17 protein-coding genes and 1 riboswitch are annotated in these 18,135 nt (G+C 70.1%); of the genes, 12 read left to right on the top strand and 5 right to left on the bottom strand.

Translation table 11 applies throughout. The annotated features are described in order from the left end of the window. Nucleotides 1–2: 2 nt before the first annotated feature. Nucleotides 3–725, top strand: coding sequence for a S1 family serine peptidase (locus B0F77_RS26475; protein ID WP_245848660.1), 723 nt, complete (start codon nucleotides 3–5; stop codon nucleotides 723–725). Here B0F77_RS26475 and B0F77_RS26480 read toward each other — a convergent pair. Together B0F77_RS26480 and B0F77_RS26485 are read right to left on the bottom strand one after the other, a co-directional pair. Next, nucleotides 706–2,898, bottom strand: coding sequence for a tetratricopeptide repeat protein (locus B0F77_RS26480; RefSeq protein ID WP_086665688.1), 2,193 nt, complete (start codon nucleotides 2,896–2,898; stop codon nucleotides 706–708). The two genes, B0F77_RS26475 and B0F77_RS26480, sit on opposite strands and share 20 nt — an antisense overlap. A gap of 5 nt (nucleotides 2,899–2,903) precedes the next feature. Continuing rightward, nucleotides 2,904–3,527 carry a TetR/AcrR family transcriptional regulator gene (locus tag B0F77_RS26485; RefSeq protein WP_086665689.1) on the bottom strand — a complete coding sequence of 208 codons (624 nt, stop codon included), beginning with the start codon at nucleotides 3,525–3,527 and terminating at the stop codon, nucleotides 2,904–2,906. 53 nt (nucleotides 3,528–3,580) lie between these two features. Between B0F77_RS26485 and B0F77_RS26490 the strand changes: the two genes are divergently transcribed. Then, nucleotides 3,581–4,891 carry a serine hydrolase domain-containing protein gene (locus B0F77_RS26490; protein ID WP_086665690.1) on the top strand — a complete coding sequence of 437 codons (1,311 nt, stop codon included), beginning with the start codon at nucleotides 3,581–3,583 and terminating at the stop codon, nucleotides 4,889–4,891. A 55-nt stretch (nucleotides 4,892–4,946) separates the two neighbouring features. Here the strand turns inward: B0F77_RS26490 and B0F77_RS26495 are convergent, their stop codons facing one another. After that, complete coding sequence (locus tag B0F77_RS26495) at nucleotides 4,947–6,254, bottom strand: MFS transporter (protein ID WP_158102827.1); 1,308 nt, start codon at nucleotides 6,252–6,254, stop codon at nucleotides 4,947–4,949. A 174-nt stretch (nucleotides 6,255–6,428) separates the two neighbouring features. Between B0F77_RS26495 and B0F77_RS48080 the strand changes: the two genes are divergently transcribed. From B0F77_RS48080 to B0F77_RS26505, 3 genes are all read left to right on the top strand, one after another. Next, a complete protein-coding gene (locus B0F77_RS48080; RefSeq protein WP_158102828.1) occupies nucleotides 6,429–6,566 on the top strand; it encodes a hypothetical protein in 138 nt (45 codons plus the stop codon). 79 nt (nucleotides 6,567–6,645) lie between these two features. Then, nucleotides 6,646–7,662, top strand: a complete 1,017-nt coding sequence (locus tag B0F77_RS26500) for an aKG-HExxH-type peptide beta-hydroxylase (protein WP_086665692.1) — start codon at nucleotides 6,646–6,648, stop codon at nucleotides 7,660–7,662. 87 nt (nucleotides 7,663–7,749) lie between these two features. Further along, on the top strand, nucleotides 7,750–8,742 hold the full coding sequence (locus B0F77_RS26505; RefSeq protein WP_086665693.1) for a YcaO-like family protein: 993 nt from the start codon (nucleotides 7,750–7,752) through the stop codon (nucleotides 8,740–8,742). A gap of 4 nt (nucleotides 8,743–8,746) precedes the next feature. Here B0F77_RS26505 and B0F77_RS26510 read toward each other — a convergent pair whose 3' ends face one another. Beyond that, the gene (locus B0F77_RS26510; protein WP_086665694.1) at nucleotides 8,747–9,355 is read right to left on the bottom strand and encodes a LysE family translocator; all 609 of its coding nucleotides are present in this window, start codon (nucleotides 9,353–9,355) and stop codon (nucleotides 8,747–8,749) included. 148 nt (nucleotides 9,356–9,503) lie between these two features. Here B0F77_RS26510 and B0F77_RS26515 point away from each other — a divergent pair, with 148 nt between their 5' ends. Together B0F77_RS26515 and B0F77_RS26520 are read left to right on the top strand one after the other, a co-directional pair. Further along, on the top strand, nucleotides 9,504–10,238 hold the full coding sequence (locus tag B0F77_RS26515; RefSeq protein ID WP_086665695.1) for a serine protease: 735 nt from the start codon (nucleotides 9,504–9,506) through the stop codon (nucleotides 10,236–10,238). A gap of 13 nt (nucleotides 10,239–10,251) precedes the next feature. Beyond that, nucleotides 10,252–10,710, top strand: coding sequence for a GNAT family N-acetyltransferase (locus B0F77_RS26520; protein WP_245848662.1), 459 nt, complete (start codon nucleotides 10,252–10,254; stop codon nucleotides 10,708–10,710). Here B0F77_RS26520 and B0F77_RS26525 read toward each other — a convergent pair. Next, nucleotides 10,664–11,857 carry an 8-amino-7-oxononanoate synthase gene (locus B0F77_RS26525; RefSeq protein WP_245848664.1) on the bottom strand — a complete coding sequence of 398 codons (1,194 nt, stop codon included), beginning with the start codon at nucleotides 11,855–11,857 and terminating at the stop codon, nucleotides 10,664–10,666. The genes B0F77_RS26520 and B0F77_RS26525 overlap by 47 nt on opposite strands. Before the next feature lie 43 nt (nucleotides 11,858–11,900). Between B0F77_RS26525 and B0F77_RS26530 the strand changes: the two genes are divergently transcribed. From B0F77_RS26530 to B0F77_RS26550, 5 genes are all read left to right on the top strand, one after another. After that, entirely contained in the window at nucleotides 11,901–12,962 is a 1,062-nt protein-coding gene (locus B0F77_RS26530; RefSeq protein WP_211294035.1) for a cytochrome P450 family protein, read from the top strand. A 22-nt stretch (nucleotides 12,963–12,984) separates the two neighbouring features. Then, nucleotides 12,985–13,944, top strand: coding sequence for a threonine aldolase family protein (locus tag B0F77_RS26535; RefSeq protein WP_211294036.1), 960 nt, complete (start codon nucleotides 12,985–12,987; stop codon nucleotides 13,942–13,944). Between the two features lie 148 nt (nucleotides 13,945–14,092). Beyond that, nucleotides 14,093–14,161, top strand: a riboswitch (cobalamin riboswitch). A gap of 59 nt (nucleotides 14,162–14,220) precedes the next feature. After that, the gene (locus B0F77_RS26540; protein ID WP_086665698.1) at nucleotides 14,221–16,125 is read left to right on the top strand and encodes a putative cobaltochelatase; all 1,905 of its coding nucleotides are present in this window, start codon (nucleotides 14,221–14,223) and stop codon (nucleotides 16,123–16,125) included. An 11-nt stretch (nucleotides 16,126–16,136) separates the two neighbouring features. Next, nucleotides 16,137–16,751, top strand: coding sequence for a cob(I)yrinic acid a,c-diamide adenosyltransferase (gene cobO / locus B0F77_RS26545; RefSeq protein WP_086665699.1), 615 nt, complete (start codon nucleotides 16,137–16,139; stop codon nucleotides 16,749–16,751). Beyond that, nucleotides 16,745–18,124: a cobyrinic acid a,c-diamide synthase CobB gene (locus tag B0F77_RS26550; RefSeq protein WP_245848666.1), complete on the top strand. Its 1,380-nt coding sequence runs from the start codon at nucleotides 16,745–16,747 to the stop codon at nucleotides 18,122–18,124. The genes cobO and B0F77_RS26550 overlap by 7 nt, the downstream gene beginning before the upstream one ends. The last annotated feature ends 11 nt before the right edge of the window (nucleotides 18,125–18,135 follow it).

Genomic DNA, 18,135 nt, shown 5'->3' on the forward strand with positions numbered 1-18,135 from the left:
GCATGCGTCTGCTGGCAGCGGTTCTGGCTCTGCTCGTGATCACCGTGACCCCGGCGCACGCACAGCCCAGAATCGTCGGCGGTGTCGTGGTGGACAACGCCGGCGAGGCGCCCTGGATGGTCGCGCTGACCACGTCGTCCGGCTACCAGTTCTGCGGCGGTGCGCTGATCACGCCGAACGTCGTCGCCACGGCCGCGCACTGCGTCCACGACCGCACGCCCGCCTCGATCAACGTCGTCGGCGGCCGGCTGGATCTACGCACCGACGGCGGCAGCACGTCCGTCGTCGCGAAGTACGATCTCGTGGACGGGTACTCGACTCCCTCGCGCGGCAAGGACATCGCGTTGCTGACGCTCGCCGTGCGGATGCCGTACCAGGTACTGCCCGTCGCCGGTACGACCGACGTGTACGCGGCGCGCAACGTCGGTGTCGTGTACGGCTGGGGGCGGCAGGCGGAGACCGACACGAACAAGAGTCCGTTGCTGCACAAGGCGTCGATCCCGATCGTGGCGGACGAACAGTGCGCGGCGGTCTACGCGCGCTACGACGCCGTGGCCATGTTCTGCGCGGGCTACCCGGAGGGCGGCATCGACTCGTGCATCGACGACTCCGGCGGTCCGTTCGTGGTCGACGGCCGGCTCGCCGGGATCGTGTCGTGGGGCATCGGGTGCGCTCGTCCCGGCACGCCCGGCGTCTACACACGGGTCACGACGTACCTGAGCTGAGTTCCCTGACGAGGTCGGCGCGGTAGCGGAGGCCGGCCGACTCCGCTCGTTCGATCGCCTTGCCGTACAACGCCTCGTCGTGGGTCAGTGCCGCCTTGCCGGCGAGCGCACGTACCTCGATGATGCGGAACCCGGCTTCGGTGGCGCGGCGCAGCACCTCGTCGTACTCGGCGACCGAACGGTTCACCTCGGCGAGCACCAGACCCGCGTCGACCTCGATGAACAGGTCGTCCTCGCCGGCCAGTTCGAGCGCGCGTTCCGCCTGTTCGCGCGCTTCCTCACGTCGATCGGTCGCGATGAGCAGTTCCGCGTACTCGACCCGCGTGGACATCTCGATGGGCCGCAGTCCGTGGCGTTGCGACAGGTCCAGCGCTTCCGCGAACGCTTCCTCGGCTTCCGTGTGCTTGTGCTGTGCCGCCAGGACGACGCCGAGGTTGTTGAGCCCGTTGGACGTGTGCTGCAGGTCGGCGCTCTCCCTGGCGAGCGCCACGGACCGCCGGAGCGCTTCCTCGGCCTGGTCGAGCCGGCCCAGTTCCAGCTCGACCAGGCCGAGGTTGCCGAGACCGCCGATGAGCTGCGCGTGCATGCCGTTCGGTCCGTAGAGCCGCAACGCCTCGCTGAGGTACTTGCTCGCGTGGTCGAGTTCGCCGAGGTCGTGGTAGATCCCGGCGAGGATGTTGAGCGCGGTGGCCTGCTCTGCTTCCCGCCCGGCGGCGCGGAACTCGGCGATCGCCCGCTCGCAGTGCGAGATCGCCGTCCGGTGTTCGCCGAACCGCCAGTCCAGGTAGGACAGGCAGACCCGCATCGCCGCCGCCCGCTGCCCGGCCTCGACGCCGAGCGCGGCCTCCGCGGCCGTGCGCAGATCGGCGTAGTAACCCGACTGCAGCAGGTACGGGCGCATGGCCACGACCAGCCCGGCATCGGGTTGGTCCTGGGCGAGCGCGACGAGGTTGAGCCTCTCCGCCTCGAACCAGGCCAGCGCCTCGTCGCGGTCCGCGAACGGGACGTGGTCGGCCGAGGGCGGCAACAGCCGGGTGAAGCCGATGTTGAGCACGGCGTCGGCGCCGTCCGCCCGCTTGAGGTACCAGTCGAACAGAGTCCGCCGGTCCTGTGCGGTGGCTCGTTGGTGGGCGTACAGGCGCAGCAGGTCGTGCAGCTGGAAGCGATCTCCGTTCTGCTGCACCAGGTTCGCGGCGACGAGCTCGTCCATCCGCTGGCCGGCGAGGCCGCGCGGGATGTCCGGACCGGGCACCGCGCCCAGGAAGTCGAACGTCCGCCGGGCCTGCTCCGACAGCTTTCGGTAGGAGAGGTCGAACGTCGCCTGCACGGCCGTGTCGTCGTCCTCGATCTCCAACGCCTCGAGCCGGTGCTCCCTCAGCTCCCCGACGTAGTCCGGCAGATGCCGCCCGGCGAGGTTCGCCCCGGCGATCCGCAACGCCAGCGGCAGCCGCGCGCACAACCCGATCAGCTCGGTGGTGTCCCCGTCGACGCGCATGCCCTTGAGCAGCTCGTGCGCCTCCTGCTCGGCCAGTACGCCCAGCCTGACCTGCGTGAACTGCGGCAGGTCCTGGCGGCTGGTGATCAACGCGGCACAACCGGGCGTGGCCGGCAGCAGCGGCGCGATCACGTCCGCCGTCGCGTTGTCGAGCACCACCAGCACCCGCCGGTTGCGCAGCAGTTCGCGGTAGTCGTCGTTCGGTCCGCCGCCGAGTGCCTTCACGAACCGCGCCAGCGCCTGCTGGACCGTCATCGACGGCCCGGTGGAGTATCCGCGCAGGTTCACGTACAGCTGCCCGTCCGGGAACTGCTCGCGCAACCGGTGCGCCTCCCGCACCGCCAGCACCGTCTTGCCGACGCCTGGCAACCCGGTGATCGCCCGCACCGGCGCGTCGATCAGCTCCAGCCGCGCGATCTCCTCCTCGCGGCCGACGAAGTCCGGCAGATCGGCGGGCAGCTGGCACGGCGCGGGCGGGCGCGGCACGAGCCGGTACCCGGTCGGTTCGGTGACCACCTGCTCGGTGCCCCGCAGCCGGCTGACCAACGTGCGCAGGGCGGCGCGCGGGTGTTTCGGCGGTTCGTCCGGCCACACGGCGGCGGCGAGCGCGTCGAACGGGACCGGTTCTCCGGGGCGTGCGGCCAGCGCGTCGCGCAGCGCCCGCAGTCGATCCGCCACTGTGCCTACGACCTGCCTTCGCCCAGTCCGGCGAGCACGCGTTCCAGCCCGTACTCGAAAGTCTTGTCCCGCAACGCCTTCGACGTTACGCCGGGCAGTGCCAACTCGTCCTCCGACTGGCCACTGCGCGCCAGCAGCCGCAGGTACGCCGCCTCGCTCACGGTCATCCCGATCACGTAGCCGAGCACCGTCTTCATCGCGAGGTCGGCCTCCTCACCGGGAAAACCGCTGTCGGTGAACAACGCCAGCAACCGGGCCGACCGGTCCGACAGGTTCGGTCCCAGTTCAGCGAGCCCGACCTGGCCGAACACCGACGCGACCCACGGGTGCCGCAACACCATGGCGCGCAGGCTTCTGGCCGCATCGGCCACGGACCGGCGCCACCGCTCGCCCTGCGGCACCTCCATCTCGCCGTACACCTCGTCGACGACGAGCTCGATCAGCTCGTCCTTGTTGGCCACGTGCCGGTAGAGCGAGGTCGCCCTCGTGTCCATGCGGGCGGCGAGCGTGCGCATCGACAACGCCTCCAGCCCGTCCGCGTCCAGCAGTTCCACCGCCGCGGCCACGATCCGTTCCCGGCTGAGCCCTGCCCGCGGTCGCTGCTCCCGCGTCCACACCGAAGAAACCATGCGTCCACTGTACGCACTTGCGTACAGTTTCGCGGTCTGCGTACAGTGTTCGCATGACGCGAACGATGTACGCACAGGACCTGCTCGACACCCTCCGCGAGGAGCACGGCGTTCCCGGCGCCACGCTCGCCGTACTGGTCGACGGCGAGATTCACGAGTTCGCCAGCGGTGTGCTGCACACCGGCACTGGCGTCGAGGCGACCACCGACTCGGTCTTCCAGCTCGGCTCGGTCGCGAAGATCTACACGGCGACACTGGTGATGTCGCTGGTCGAGGAGGGGTTGCTCGACCTCGACGCCAGGGTCGTGGACGTGCTGCCGGACTTCCGGGTCGCCGACCCCGAGGCGACCAGCCGGATCACCGTGCGGCAGCTGCTCAGCCACACCAGCGGGCTCAGCGGCGACTTCCAGCCAGACACGGGCCGTGGCGACGACTGCATCGAGCGGTATCTCGAAGCGTGCGTGAAGCTCGGCCAGGACGTGCCGCCCGGCTCGACCGTCTCCTACAGCGGCGCCGGCTACGTCGTGCTCGGCCGGATCGTCGAGGTGCTCACCGGTACGACGTGGAACCAGGCGCTCGCCGACCGCGTGCTCACGCCCCTCGGCCTGGCGCACACCGTGACCCTGCCGGAGGAGGTGCTCCGGTTCCGTGCCGCGATCGGCCACTTCGGCGGTGCGCCGGCGCCGGTGTGGGACCTCATGCCGCGCGCGGCCGGACCGGCCGCCGCGGTCTGCGCCAGCGCCGGTGACGTCGTGCGGCTGGCGAAGGCGCACCTCGACAACGCCGTGCTGAAGCCGGAAACCGTTGCCCTGATGCAGGAACGTCAGGTCGACGTGCCGGACAAGTGGACCGTGAACGCGGACGGCTGGGGTCTGGGCTGGACGCTCTACGACTTCGTCGGCACGCCAGGCATCGGTCACGACGGTGCCGCGACCGGCCAGTACTCCTACCTCCGCGTGCTTCCCGAGCAGGGCATCGCCATCGCGCTGCTGACCAACGGCGGCGGCGCGCGCCCGTTGTCGTCGGCGATCCTGCGTGAGCTCCTCGGCCGGTTCGGCGTCGAGATGCCGCCGCCGTTCGCGCCGCCCGCCGAGCCGTTCGAGGTCGACATGGCGCCGTTCAACGGGGTCTACCGGCGTGAGGGTGTCGTCATCACGATCAACGGCCGCAAGGCGCGGTACGAGTTCGTGGACGACATGGCGATCTACCCGTCGATGGACATGGAGCTGGTTCCGGTGTCCCGCAACGTCTTCGCGGCCACCGGCGCCGGGTCGTCGTTCCAGGACGACTTCATGCCGGTCGTCTTCGACAACGGTTACTGCTACATCGGGATGCGCGCCGCTCCCAAGGTCTGCCCAAAATGATCAACTCTCGGACCAGAAGACCGGCCGGCATGGTGAGGGCATGAGTGCCAGAACGCTACCTGCTCGAGCCGGCGCCCGTGCGCGACGAGGCGTCGGTGGCAGTCGACGAGCCGGGAGCCAGGTCGCTGGTGATGGCGCGCATCGAAGGCAGCACGGCGCCGACGAGAGAGGGGATGACGATCAGGACCACGGCGATCCACAGGGTGAAGTGCAGGCCGATCAGGGAGACCACCGGGCCCGCGAGGGCGAGGCCGAGCGGTCCGATGGACATGTTGGCGAGCTGGTTGAACGCACTGACCCTGGACTGCTCCGAGGCTGGGATGCGGTGGTGCAACGCGGTGTTCCAGTAGACCCCCATCAGTGAGACCGAGATCCCGGACAGAACCGCGACCATGGCGATGGGCGTGGTGCCCGCGCTCAGGGCCATGAAGAGGAACTGCGGTGCGAGCAGGGCCGTGGCGGCCATGCCGACCGCGATGGGACGGCGGGGCGTCCAGCGCATCGCGACCAGGCTGCCCACGATCAGGCCCACGGAGTTGCCGACCATGATGGCGGCCCACGCGCCGGCGCCGCCGAGTTCGCTGTCGGCGGTCATCGGGCCCAGCACGCGCAGGGCGGGCAGGTACGCCAGGGCCACCACGCCGTAGAGGACCATGCCGTGCCAGACCCAGGGGCGGCGAGCGACGGCCCGCCAGCCCTGCTTGGCGGAGGCGAGCAGCGATCCGCTCTCGTCGTGGTCAGCTGACGGCAGGGCCAGGCGGCACAGCAGTGCGGCGCTGAGCAGGAACGAGACCCCGTCCACAGCCATGGCCCAGCCTGCGCCGGCCGTGACGACCAGCAGGCCGCCCAGGGCGGCTCCACCGACGGTGACGAGGTTGGTGGTCAACCGCAGGAGCGCGTTGGCGGTCTGCACCCCGGCGCGCGGGACGGTCTGCGGGATCGCTCCCTGGGCGGCAGGGAAGAACAACCCCGCGCCCGCGCCGCCCACGGCCGCGAGCACGATCAGGTGGGTAGGCGTGGCGATGCCGGTGAGCATGAGCATCGCGATCGCCAGCTGGGCCAGGCCGGCGAGCACGTCCGCGACGACCATCACCCGATGGCGGGGGAAGCGGTCGGCGAGCACCCCGCCGACCAGCATCGCGAGTGCCAGCGCGAGTTGCTGGGCCGCCACGACCACACCGATGTGGGTGGCGGACCCGCCCACGGCCAGGACGGCGAACGCCAGGGTTGTCGTCGCCACCGCGGTACCCAGCGTCGAACACGTGCGGGCGGACAGCAGCAGGAGGAACCTGGGGTGCCGCAGCACGGCGGCCTTTCCGGTGTCCTCCTCCGCCTGGTCGGCTGGTTTCCTCCGTGGTCTCACCTGCCTGACCCTATCCGGTACGGCGCGAGGCCAAGGATTTCTCAACAATTCCTGGTGGCAGTTGCACAAACAGTCCGTTTGGGGTGGGTTGTGCAACTGGGATTCTTTCGTGGTCAATTCTGGTAGAAGTGGTGGGGCAATGTTCATTCTCTCCAGGTTTTGGGGGTTCTTGTCGTGAACGTTCAGGATGTCAAGAAGGAGAACGGGCCTTCCTCGGCGAAGAAGTCGGTCGAGTTTCGGCCTATCAAGGATCGCGAGGCGCTGAAGGTGAGCGCGTCGACGATTCTCTTCTCGAAGGGTCAGCTGATCTGATTGTGCGGTTCTCCCGTTCCGGTCGGGACGGGAGAACCGTTCTTCCGGCTTTCGCTCGATAATTGACCTGGGGGAATCCATGAACACGCTCTCGATCGAGTCCATCCCGTTGCGCACGATCTACGAACTCACCCATCGGCCTGGCCTGCAGCAGGCGATCCGTGTCGCGTATCACGCGCGGATGCTGGCTGACCTGAGGGATTTCGCCGCCACGACCGAGGATCTGCTCGGGCTGCCCGCCGAGTGCAGTCGCGTCCTGGAGAGCCTGGACGGCGCCCGCCTGTCGCCGGGACTGGCGCACGTCCACGCCGAGTTCAGTCTCCTGATCGGCGATCAGGTGTATCCCGAGCAGCTGGCCGCGGTGTACCAGGAACTCGACGAGGTGCTGCGTGAACCCGTCGCCGCCGGGTTGACCGTCCACTCGTTCACCCAGGACAACCTGTTCCACCGGCGATTCCGGCAGTTCGCGCTGGAACAGGAAGCGCGGTCCGCCGAGTTCGACGACCCGGCTCACCGCGTACCCGCCGCCATCGCCCCGATTCCCGGCGCCGAGTTCTCCCGGTTGCGGGAGATCATCGAATCCGTGCTGGCTACGCTGAAGGTCGCCGCACCGGTTGCCCACGACGACATCACCGAATTGGTCAGCGACATCGGTGTGTTTCGGGGAAGGCCCGTGCGCGGGGCATCCGCACCGGCCTTTTTCGGCTGCGTTCTGGTGCGCGAGGCGGACGAGGACATCGCGCCCTGGATCTGGTTCGCCGACCACCTCACGCACGAGGCCGCGCATCACCGCCTCTACACCGCGATCGTCGACGACCCGCTCGTGGTGGACGACCGCACCGTGACCTCTCCGGTCCGCAAGGACCCCCGTCCGCTGTCCGGCGTGGTCCACGCCCTGTACGTCGAGACCAAGCTGATCGACACCTTCCGGCGGCTCCAGTCCGCCGACGTTCCGGTCAGCCAGGCCGAACTCGCTGACAAGCTGGCCGAATTCACCTTGTTGCACCAGCAGTGCGTCGAGGTGATCTCCGAGCACCGCGACGCCCTCACCCAGGGCGGGCGCGACCTGCTGGACTACTGCGCTACCGCCGTCTGACCAGCTCTTCGCACCGGCGACGGAAGAACAACGCCCAGCGTCGGCGGGGTGATCCGCCGACGACCATCCAATGGAACGGGAGGCCACGTGGACGATCTGCTCGCCGAGGCCCGGCACCAGCCGCCGCTGCCGTCAGTGCCCGTGGCCTCTTACCCGATCTCCTTCCCGCTGCCGGGCTGGGCGGCCAAGTGCGGGATGGAGATCGGCATCGGACAGGACACCCTCCGGCTGGGCGGGTTCGCGCTGCGCGCCACTCGGCAGCAGGCGGAGTTCGTGGCCAAATGCGAACTGACCGAACGGCTGCTCGCACTCCGTGACGTTCACGAACTCGTCGCCGGGCCGGCCGCCGGCCACTTCCCGGTCTCCGCTCGCTGGACCGTCGCCGGACCGGCTCCCGATCCAGCGCTCATGATCCCCGCGGAGGACGTCTTCCTCGACGACGCCACCTCCGTCGGCCTCGGCTTCGGCCACACCGCGCACCAGGCCGTCGACCACGCCATCGGTGAGGCCCTGGAACGGGCTCTGATCGGCGCGGTCTGGTACACCGGCCGGGTCCGCTTCCGCCAGGTCTCCGACCACACCGACACAGCCGGAGTCCGCACCCGCGTCCTCGGTCTGGCGGCCGTCCCGCTGGCGGTTGTGATCACCACGACCGCCGAGGTGCCGGGGGTCTTCGTCGGAGCGGCCGTACGCGACCGGTTCACCTCCGCCGTCACCTCGGCCACCTGGGAGTCAGCGCTGCTCCTCGCCGACGCCCGGCACGGTCATGACGGCAGGCTGCAGAGCAACGCCACTCACGACAGGGTCGTGCGGATCCGCACCGGCGAGGCCCAGGCGGAGACCGAACAGGTCCTGGCTGATCGGATCGAGCCGGGCGGCGTCGCAGTCGCCCCTGCCACGTTCGCCGAGCAGATCCCTGTGGCCCTGCGGCTGCTCGGTCCCGACGCTGAACTGCTCGTCACCCCGTTGCTGGACACCGAAGGAGTCCACCTGGTCCGGGCTTCCCTGCGCGGTGCCCCCACTCTCTCGGACTTGCGTGCGCTGCACGCTCACGAGATCCCGCACGACCCGATCGCCTGATCCGCTACAGCACCAGACCCACGGACATCGTGAGGAACACGGCCGCGCACACCGCGTCCAGCGCCGTCGTCACGCCGGGCCGCCTCAGCCGCCCGGCCACCCGGGACGCCGCCAGCACGATCATCAGCTCCCACACCGCGGCCAGTCCGAGGAACACCACGGCGAGCATCGCGAGCTGCGGCGCCGGTTCACCCGATCCGATGAATTGCGGCAGGAACGCCAGCGAGAACAGGATCATCTTCGGATTCGTGATGTTGGTCAGGAAGCCCTGCCGGAACGGCCGGTCGCTCATGACCTCCTCCTGCTCGTCACCGGTGCGCTTGAGCAGCCCGCGCGCGATGGAAATCGCCAGGTAGAGCAGGTAGGCGGCGCCGATCCAGCGCAGCGCCGTGAGCACCATCGGGTACTGCGCGAGCACCACGCCGAGGCCCGAGATCACCAGGGCCACCTGGACCGCGGCGGCCGTGTGGATGCCCGCCAGCGCGAGCAGGCCGGCGCGGGTGCCGGAACGCAACGACGTGCGCAGCAACAGGAACGCGTCAACACCGGGGGTCACGATGACGACCGCGCACGCGATGAGAAAGGCCGGAACCTGGCCGAAGTCGAACAACACCGTACATACCCCCGTGAGCTACACCACTGGCCGTAAAATCTTCGGCGTGACGCGACACTAACACGAGAATCTCCGGTTTTGACGCCGTCCTAGCGCGATCGCTACGGTTGGTGACCAATCGTCCACCTGGCGCAACGAGGAGTGGTCCGTGAGGGGTAAGCGGTTTGCCGTGCTGGTGGCGGTGATCGCCCTGGTCAGCGGTGCGTCGACGGCCGATGCGATCGTTGGGGGGACACCCGCGCGGGTGTCGGACACCCCGTGGGTTGTGGCCATCACCACCACGGACGGTCAGCTGATCTGCGGTGGCGCGCTCGTCGCACCGGACAAGGTCATGACCGCCGCGCACTGCGCGACGCTCAAGGGCGTGCTCGGCAAGAACCAGCGGCCGGCCGAGCAGTTGCGCGTGGTCGCGGGACGCACGGACCTGCGCGTCAAGGGCGACGGCGTCGAGTCCGCCGTCGCGAGCGTGTGGCGGCATCCCGACTACCAGGAGGTCACGAAGGGCGACGACGTGGCCGTGCTGACGCTGGCCCAGTCGTTGCCGTACCGGACGATCGCGCTCGGCGAGGTCGGCGACGACGGGGTCGTGCTCGGCTGGGGCCGGACTGCCGAGGGCACCCCACCGGCCATGACGCTGCGCAAGGTGACGGTGCCGATCCTGTCCGACGGCGAGTGCGTGCTGAAGGAGCCGGACTACCGGCCGGGCGCGATGCTCTGCGCCGGGCGCGGGGGCCGCGACGCCTGCACGGGCGACTCGGGCGGGCCGCTGGTCGTCAAGGGCAGGCTCGCGGGTGTCGTGTCGTTCGGCCGCGGTTGTGCGCGCGCGGATGAACCTGGTGTCTACACCCGGCTGGCTCACTACCGATCCATACTGGGCTTCTGATATCCACGGTGACGTGCGAACCACACCTTTTCCGGCGACCCTGCGCCGGCAGTGGGGACTCGACCTGAGTCCCTCCCAGCTCTACGCGATCCTGAGGCTGCGTCAGGACGTGTTCGTCGTTGAGCAGAACAGCGTCTACTGCGACGTTGACGGCCGTGACCTCGAACAGGGCACACGGCACTTCTGGCTGGAATCCGATGGATCGCACAACCCGCTCGCGTACCTGCGGCTGCTCGAGGAACCCGACGGCACGTTCCGCATCGGGCGCGTCGTCACCGCACGGATGGCGCGCGGACGTGGGTTCAGCCGCAGGCTCATGCAGGCCGCTCTGGCAGACGTCGGCGCCACGTCGTGCGTGCTCGACGCGCAGACGTACGTGGCGGACTTCTACGCGTCGTTCGGCTTCGTGACCGAAGGTGCGGAGTTCATCGAGGACGGGATTCCACACCTGCGGATGCGGCGCACTCCCTGATCACGCGCACCGCGCGCTCGATGTCGGCCTCGGTCAGATCGGCGCGCGCGGTGAGCCGCAGCCTGCTGATCTGGTCCGGCACCGACGGCGGCCGGAAGCAGCCGACGATCACGCCGTTGGTGCGGCAGTTCTCGGCCCACTGGAACGCCTGCTCCGGCGACGGCGCCCGCACGCTCACGACAGCGGCCGTCGGCGTGCTGACCTGGAAACCGGCCTCCTTCAGGCGGTTGCTCAGGTCGTGCGCCACGGTCAGGGCGCGCTCGGGACGGTCCGGCTCCTCGCGCAGGATCTTGATCGCCGCCAGCGCCGCCGCCGCGCTGCTGGGCGCGAGACCGGTGTCGAAGATGAACGTGCGCGCGGTGTCGATCAGGTGCTTGATCACCCGGCTCGGGCCGAGCACCGCGCCGCCCTGCGAACCGAGCGACTTGCTCAGCGTCAGCGTGGTGACCACGTCCGGCGCCTTGATGAGGCCGGCCTCGGCCACCGCGCCGCGTCCGCCGGGACCGACGACGCCGAGTCCGTGCGCGTCGTCGACGACCATCGCCGCACCGGTCGCGCGGCAGGCTTCGTGCAGTTCGTTCAGCGGGGCGATGTCACCGTCGACGCTGAAGACCGAGTCCGTGACGACGATCGCGCGACGCTTGCCGCGGGTCTCCAGCGCGTGCCGGACCTGGCCGACGTCGCAGTGACCGGCGACCACGACGTCCGCCTTGGACAGCCGCGTGCCGTCGATCAGCGAGGCGTGGATGTGCTGGTCGGCGACGATCGCGGTACCGGGACCGGTCAGCGCCGTGACCGCGCCGAGGTTCGCCAGGTAGCCGCTGCTGAACACCAGCGCGGACTGCGCGCCGCAGAAGTTCGCGAGCTCGTACTCCAGCTCGTTGTGCAGCTCCGTCGAGCCCGTGACCAGGCGTGATCCCGTGGAACCCGCGCCCCACTTGAGCGTGGCTGCGGCCGCGGCACCCGCGACGCGCTTGTCCTTGGCGAGGCCCAGGTAGTCGTTGCTGGCGAGGTCGAGGTCCGTCGAGTCCGCGGTGCGCGGCCGAACCCGCCGGGTCAGACCCGCCTTGGCACGCGCTTCAGAGCGGACGTCGATCCAGTCGAACGTCGACTCACCGCCACTGGAAATCGCCTCAGTTGTGCTCACGGTCACCGACTGAGTCTCCCATCCGCCGACTAGCGTGCCGTTCGTGGACCTGTTCACCTTCACCCGCGCCGAACTCACCTCGCCGGTGCAGTTCGCCGACGGCCGCTGGGTGGTGTCGGACCACGACGACGTGCGCGCGGTCCTCGCCGATCCCGTGACGTTCCTGCCCGACAACGCCCTGACCGCCGTCACGCCGGTCGCGCCCGCCGCGTTGCGTTCCCTGGTCAGGGCCCGCTTCTCGTTGCCGCCGACCCTGGCGAACAACGGGTCAGCGTCGCACACCGGCCTGCGGCGCCTGGTCGCGTCGTTCTTCACACCGTCGCGCGTCGCCGCCGCGGAGCCTCGCATCCGTTCGCTGGTTTTGGAACGGCTGGGTGGCTCAGATCTCGTGCGGGACCTGGCCTGGGACCTGCCCGCCATCGTGCTGATGGAGCTGCTCGGCCTGGAGAACGTCGACATCCCAACCCTGAAGCGGTGGAGCTCAGGTTCGCTGGAGTTCTTCTGGGGCGACATCTCCCGCGAACGGCAGCTGGAGCTGGTCGACGACGTCGGCGACTTCCACCAGTGGCTGATCAAGCGCTACCACGCTCGTGACGGCGAGTTGTTCTGCACGCTGGCCGACGCCGGTGTGTCCGCTGAGGACTCCGCCGGGCTCTGCTACTTCCTGCTGATCGCCGGCCAGGAGACGACGACTCAGTTGTTGTCCACGGCGTTGCGGCGAGCTTTGTCCGACCGTGCGTTGTGGGCGCGTCTGCCTTCGGCCGGGGTCGCGGAGTCGTTCGTCGAGGACGTGCTGCGGACCGACACGCCCGTGGTGACCTGGAGGCGGCTGACCGCTCGTGAGGTCGTGCTGTCCGGTGTGCGCGTTCCTGCCGGTGCTGAGCTCGTGTTGTTGTTGAGCGGCAAGGAGAGCGACCCGCGCCATCTCGCGTTCGGCTATGGCCGCCACTTCTGCCTCGGCGCCGGACTGGCCCGGCTGGAAGCCGCGGTGGCGTTGCGGACGGTGGCCGAGCACGAGCCTTCGCTGCACCTCGTCGGCGACGATCCGGAGTGGCTGAACCTGCTGTCGTTCCGCGCGCCCAAGTCAGTGGCCGTGAGCCGCTGACCTGAGGTTTGATGCTGGGGTGTTGAACCGCCAGCTCTCCGGAGTCACGAAGCGCACCCTGCTGGACGAACTCGGCCCCGTGCCGGACGTCGAGCCCGACCGCTACGGCGAGGGCGGCCCGGTGGGCGCGCTGGAGCAGCGGGTCGCGCAGCTGCTGGGCACCGAGGCGGCGTTGTTCGTGCCGACGGGAACGATGGCGCAGCAGATCGCGCTGAAGTGCTGGGCCGACCGCACCCACAACCCGATCGTGGCGATGCACCCTGCCGCGCACCCGTTGCATCACGAGGACGACGCGCTGACCGTGCTGTCGGGCCTGCGTCCGATCAAGGTCCGCAACTCGGAGGTGGCGGGATGCCCGGAGCCGTTCGGGACGCTGCTGGTCGAGGTGCCGGACCGCGAGGCCGGGTTCGTCCTGCCGACCTGGGACGAGCTGACCGAGACGGTCGACGCGGCGCGGGAACGGGACGCGGTGGTCCACCTCGACGGCGCGCGGCTGTGGGAGAGCACACACGGCCTCGGCAAGCCGCTGGAGGAGATCGCCGGCCTGTTCGACTCGGTGTACGTGTCGTTCTACAAGTCGCTGGAAGGCATCTCGGGCGCGGCGCTGGCGGGCACCCAGGACTTCATCGACCAGGCGCGGGTCTGGCGGCACCGGTACGGCGGCATGCTGTTCCAGCAGTGGCCGGCGGCCCTCTCCGCTATGCACGGCCTGGACACCGTGCTGCCTCGACTGGGCGCGCAGGTCGCGCACGCCAAGGTCGTTGCCGAGGCGATGGGCCTGCCCGAGCCGCACACCCACCAGTTCGCGTTCCACCTGCCCGGCGACCCGACCCGGCTGACCGAGCTGAGCGGGAAGTTCCTCGGGTCGTTCTGGCGGGACGGCACGCTCGCCAAGACCGAGGTGACGGTGGCCGGGCCCGCGCTGGAGTGGACGGCGGACGAGGTCCGGGAGGCCTGGGCGGAGTTCCAGAGCCTGCTCTGACGCACTCGAGCTGGCCATGAACGGCGCTTTTGTGGACCTCAGGTCCACAAAAGCGCCGTTCATGGCCAGCGATAGCGCGATGTCGCTCACCTGGCTGTTGGTCCCGCAGGTGCGAAATGCGACGATGCCGGGGCTGTGAGGGGAGCGCGAGGAAGCCGGTGCGAATCCGGCGCCGTCCCGCGACTGTGACCAGACGTGGTCTGGGAGTCAGGAACTCGTCCCCCTCTTCACCCACCGACCGCGGGCGTGGACACCCGAGGAAGGACTTCGCCGAGCATGTTCCCCTTTTCGGCTGTCGTCGGACATGACGACCTCCGCCTTGCCCTGCTGTTGAACGCCGTGCATCCCGGCATCGGCGGTGTTCTCGTGCGCGGCGAGAAGGGGACCGCGAAGTCGACGATCGTGCGTGCCCTGGCCGCGCTGCTGCCCGAGCTCGACGTGTCGCGGAACTGCCGGTTCGGCTGTGTGCCCGGCAGCGCCGACTGCCCGGACGCGCCGCACGACGGCACCGAGCGCAGGCCGGCCCGGCTCGTCGAACTGCCCGTGGGCGCCACCGAGGACCGGCTGGTCGGGTCGCTCGACCTGGAGAAGGCGCTGACCGAGGGCGTGCGGGCGTTCCAGCCCGGGCTGCTCGCCGCGGCGCACCGGGGCGTGCTCTACGTCGACGAGGTCAACCTGCTGCACGACCACCTCGTGGACCTGCTGCTCGACGCCGCCGCGATGGGGCGTGCGCACGTCGAACGCGAAGGCGTCTCGATCTCGCACCCCTCCCAGTTCCTGCTGGTCGGCACCATGAACCCGGAGGAGGGCGAGCTGCGGCCGCAGCTGCTCGACCGGTTCGGGCTGACCGTGGCGGTGAAGGCGGCGCGCGACGTCGGCGTGCGCACCGAGGTGATCCGGCGACGGCTCGCCTACGAGGCCGACCCCGTGACGTTCGCGGCGCGGTGGGCGGCCGAGGACGCCCGGCTCAAGCAGCAGATCACGGACGCCCGCGCGCACCTTCCCCGCGTCTCGCTGCCGGACAGCGAGCTGCGCCGGATCGCCGCCGTCTGCGCGGCTTTCGAGGTCGACGGCATGCGCGCGGACCTCGTCGTGGCTCGTGCCGCCACCGCCCACGCGGCGTGGCGGGGGGCCACCGAGGTCGAGGAGACCGACGTCGAGACCGCGGTCCGGCTCGCCCTGCCGCACCGGCGCCGCCGCGACCCGTTCGACGAGCCCGGCATCGAGGAACAGCAGCTCGAGGACGCGATGCGGCAGGCGGCCGAGCACGCGGAGGAGCCCGACGAGGGCCCTGACGACGACGGCCCCGGCGGTGGCGAGCTGCCCGAACCGCAGGAAGGCCCGGCTGGCAACGGAAACGCGCCTGCCGACCGGCCGGCACCGGAGCCCGCGCCCGCCTTCAAGGCGCGGCTGCTGGAGGTGCCGGGAGTCGGCGAAGGTGCGCCGGGCAAGCGTTCCAGGGCTCGCGCCCGCACCGGCCGGATCGTCCGTTCGTCCAAAGTGGACGGAAATGGTCTGCACCTCGTCGACACGCTCATGAACGCGGCACCGCACCAGCAGGCACGCGGCCGCAGCGGCCCCGGACTCCTGCTCACCGCCGGAGATCTGCGCAGGGCGGTCAGGGAGGGCAAGGAGTCGAACCTCGTCCTGTTCGTCGTCGACGCCTCGGGCTCGATGGCGGCACGGCAGCGGATGTCGGCCGTCAGCGGCGCGGTGATCTCCCTGCTGCGCGACGCCTACCAGCGCCGGGACAAGGTCGGCGTGGTGACGTTCCGCGGCAACCAGGCCGAAGTGGCTCTGCCCCCGACGACGTCCGTGGACGCGGCGGCGACGCGCCTCAAGAAGATGCGCACCGGAGGCAGGACGCCGCTCGCGGACGGACTGCTGAAGGCACACCGCGTGCTGGAGATCGAACGGTTGCGCGACCCGCAGAAGCGCCCGCTCGTCGTGTTGCTGACCGACGGCCGCGCGACGTCGTCCGGTCTCGGCGGCGACCCGACCAAGGACGCGTTGAAGGCCGCCGGCCTGCTCGAACAGACCGCCGTCGTGGTCGTGGACTGCGAACAGGGCCACATCAGGCTCGGCCTCGCGCAGAAGATCGCCGAGGCCATGCAGGGCACCTGCGTCCGCCTCGACCAGCTCAGCGCCGACCACCTCGCCGGCGTCGTCCGGGCCGCATAAGGAGAAAACCAGTGCCTCAAGGACAACCCACCGAGGTGCCGAAGGACGGCCTGACGACGCGCCAGCGCCGCAACCGGCCGTTGCTGATGCTGCACACCGGTGAGATGAAGGGGAAGTCGACGGCGGCCTTCGGCATGGCGCTGCGCGGCTGGAACCAGGGCTGGGACGTCGGTGTGTTCCAGTTCGTGAAGTCCGCCAAGTGGAAGGTGGGCGAGGAGTCCGCGTTCAAGGCGCTCGGCCGGCTGCACGAGGAGACCGGCGAGGGTGGCGCGGTCGAGTGGCACAAGATGGGCGAGGGCTGGTCCTGGTCGCGCAAGCAGGGCACCGAGGACGACCACGCCGCGGCCGCACTCGAAGGCTGGCAGGAGATCTCCCGCCGGCTTCGGTCCGAACGCCACGGCTTCTACGTGCTCGACGAGTTCACCTACCCGCTGCACTGGGGCTGGATCGACGTCGACGAGGTGGTGGACACCCTGGTCAACCGGCCTGGCCACCAGCACGTCGTGATCACCGGCCGGTACGCGCCGGAGAAGCTGATCGCCGCCGCCGACCTCGTGGTGGAGATGACCAAGGTCAAGCACCCGATGGACGCCGGACAGAAGGGCCAGCGGGGGATCGAGTGGTGAACCGGCTGGTCGTCGCGGCCCCGGCTTCGGGCAGCGGCAAGACCACGGTCGCGACGGGCCTGATGGCCGCGCTGCGCCGGGCCGGGTCGCGGGTCGCGCCGTTCAAGGTGGGACCCGACTACATCGACCCCGGCTACCACTCGCTGGCCACGGCCCGTCCCGGCCGCAACCTCGACCCGGTCATGGTCGGCGAACACCGGATTCCCGGCCTGTTCGCGCACGGGTCCAAGGGCTGCGACATCGCCGTGGTCGAGGGCGTGATGGGCCTGTTCGACGGCCGGGTCGACACCGCAGGCGTCGGCTCGACCGCGCACGTCGCGAAGCTGATCAACGCGCCGGTGCTGTTCGTCGTGGACGCGCGCGGGCAAAGCCGGTCACTCGCGGCGTTGTTGCACGGGTTCCGCGGCTACGACCCGACGGTCCGGCTCGGCGGCGTGATCCTCAACCAGGTCGGCTCCGAGCGGCACGAGCAGGTGCTGCGGTCGGCGTGCGACGAGGTCGGCCTCGACGTGCTCGGCGTGTTGCCGCGCGACTCGCAGTTCTCCTTGCCTTCCAGGCATTTGGGGCTCGTGACGGCGGCGGAGCACGGTTCCGAGGCCGTCGCGGCGGTGGACGCGATCGCCGCCGCGGTGGCCAAGCACGTCGATCTCGACGCGGTGCGCCGGCTGGCGCAGTCGGTGCCCGCGATGGCGGTGTCCGCGTGGGAACCCCAGGTCGAGCGCGTCGAGGGCGAACCGCTGATCGCCGTGGCGGGTGGACCGGCGTTCACGTTCGGCTACGCCGAGCACGTCGAGGTGCTGAAGGCGGCGGGCGCGGCCGTCGCGGTCGTCGATCCGTTGAAGGACGAGGCCCTTCCGGCAGGAACCGCGGGGCTTGTTCTTCCTGGCGGATTCCCGGAGCAGCACGCGGAAGCCTTGTCGGCCAACGCCGAGTTGCGCGAGGCCGTCGCCCGGTTCGCTCGATCGGGTGCGCCGGTGCACGCCGAGTGCGGTGGGCTGCTGTACCTGTCCCGGTCGCTCGACGGGCACCCGATGTGCGGCGTGCTCGACGCCGACGGGTTCATGACCCCGAAGTTGACCTTGGGATATCGGGACGCCGTGGCGTCTGCCGGCTCGCCGCTGCACCCGCCGGGCAGCCGTGTGACCGGCCACGAGTTCCACCGGACCCAGCTGTCCACACCGCACTCGGCGCCGCCCGCGTGGCACTGGCGCGGCGTCGATTCACGGCCCGTCGCGGAAGGGTTCGTGGTGGGCGGTGTGCACGCGTCGTACCTCCACACGCACCCGGCCGGTGATCCGGAAGCGGTAGCCCGTTTCGTGCGGGCCTGCCACCCGTTCGTGGCCGGAGCGGCAGACGGTACGGTCTTCGCCTAAGCCTCTCCCCG

The organism is Lentzea kentuckyensis, from assembly GCF_002150765.1.
Classification (GTDB): domain Bacteria; phylum Actinomycetota; class Actinomycetes; order Mycobacteriales; family Pseudonocardiaceae; genus Lentzea; species Lentzea kentuckyensis.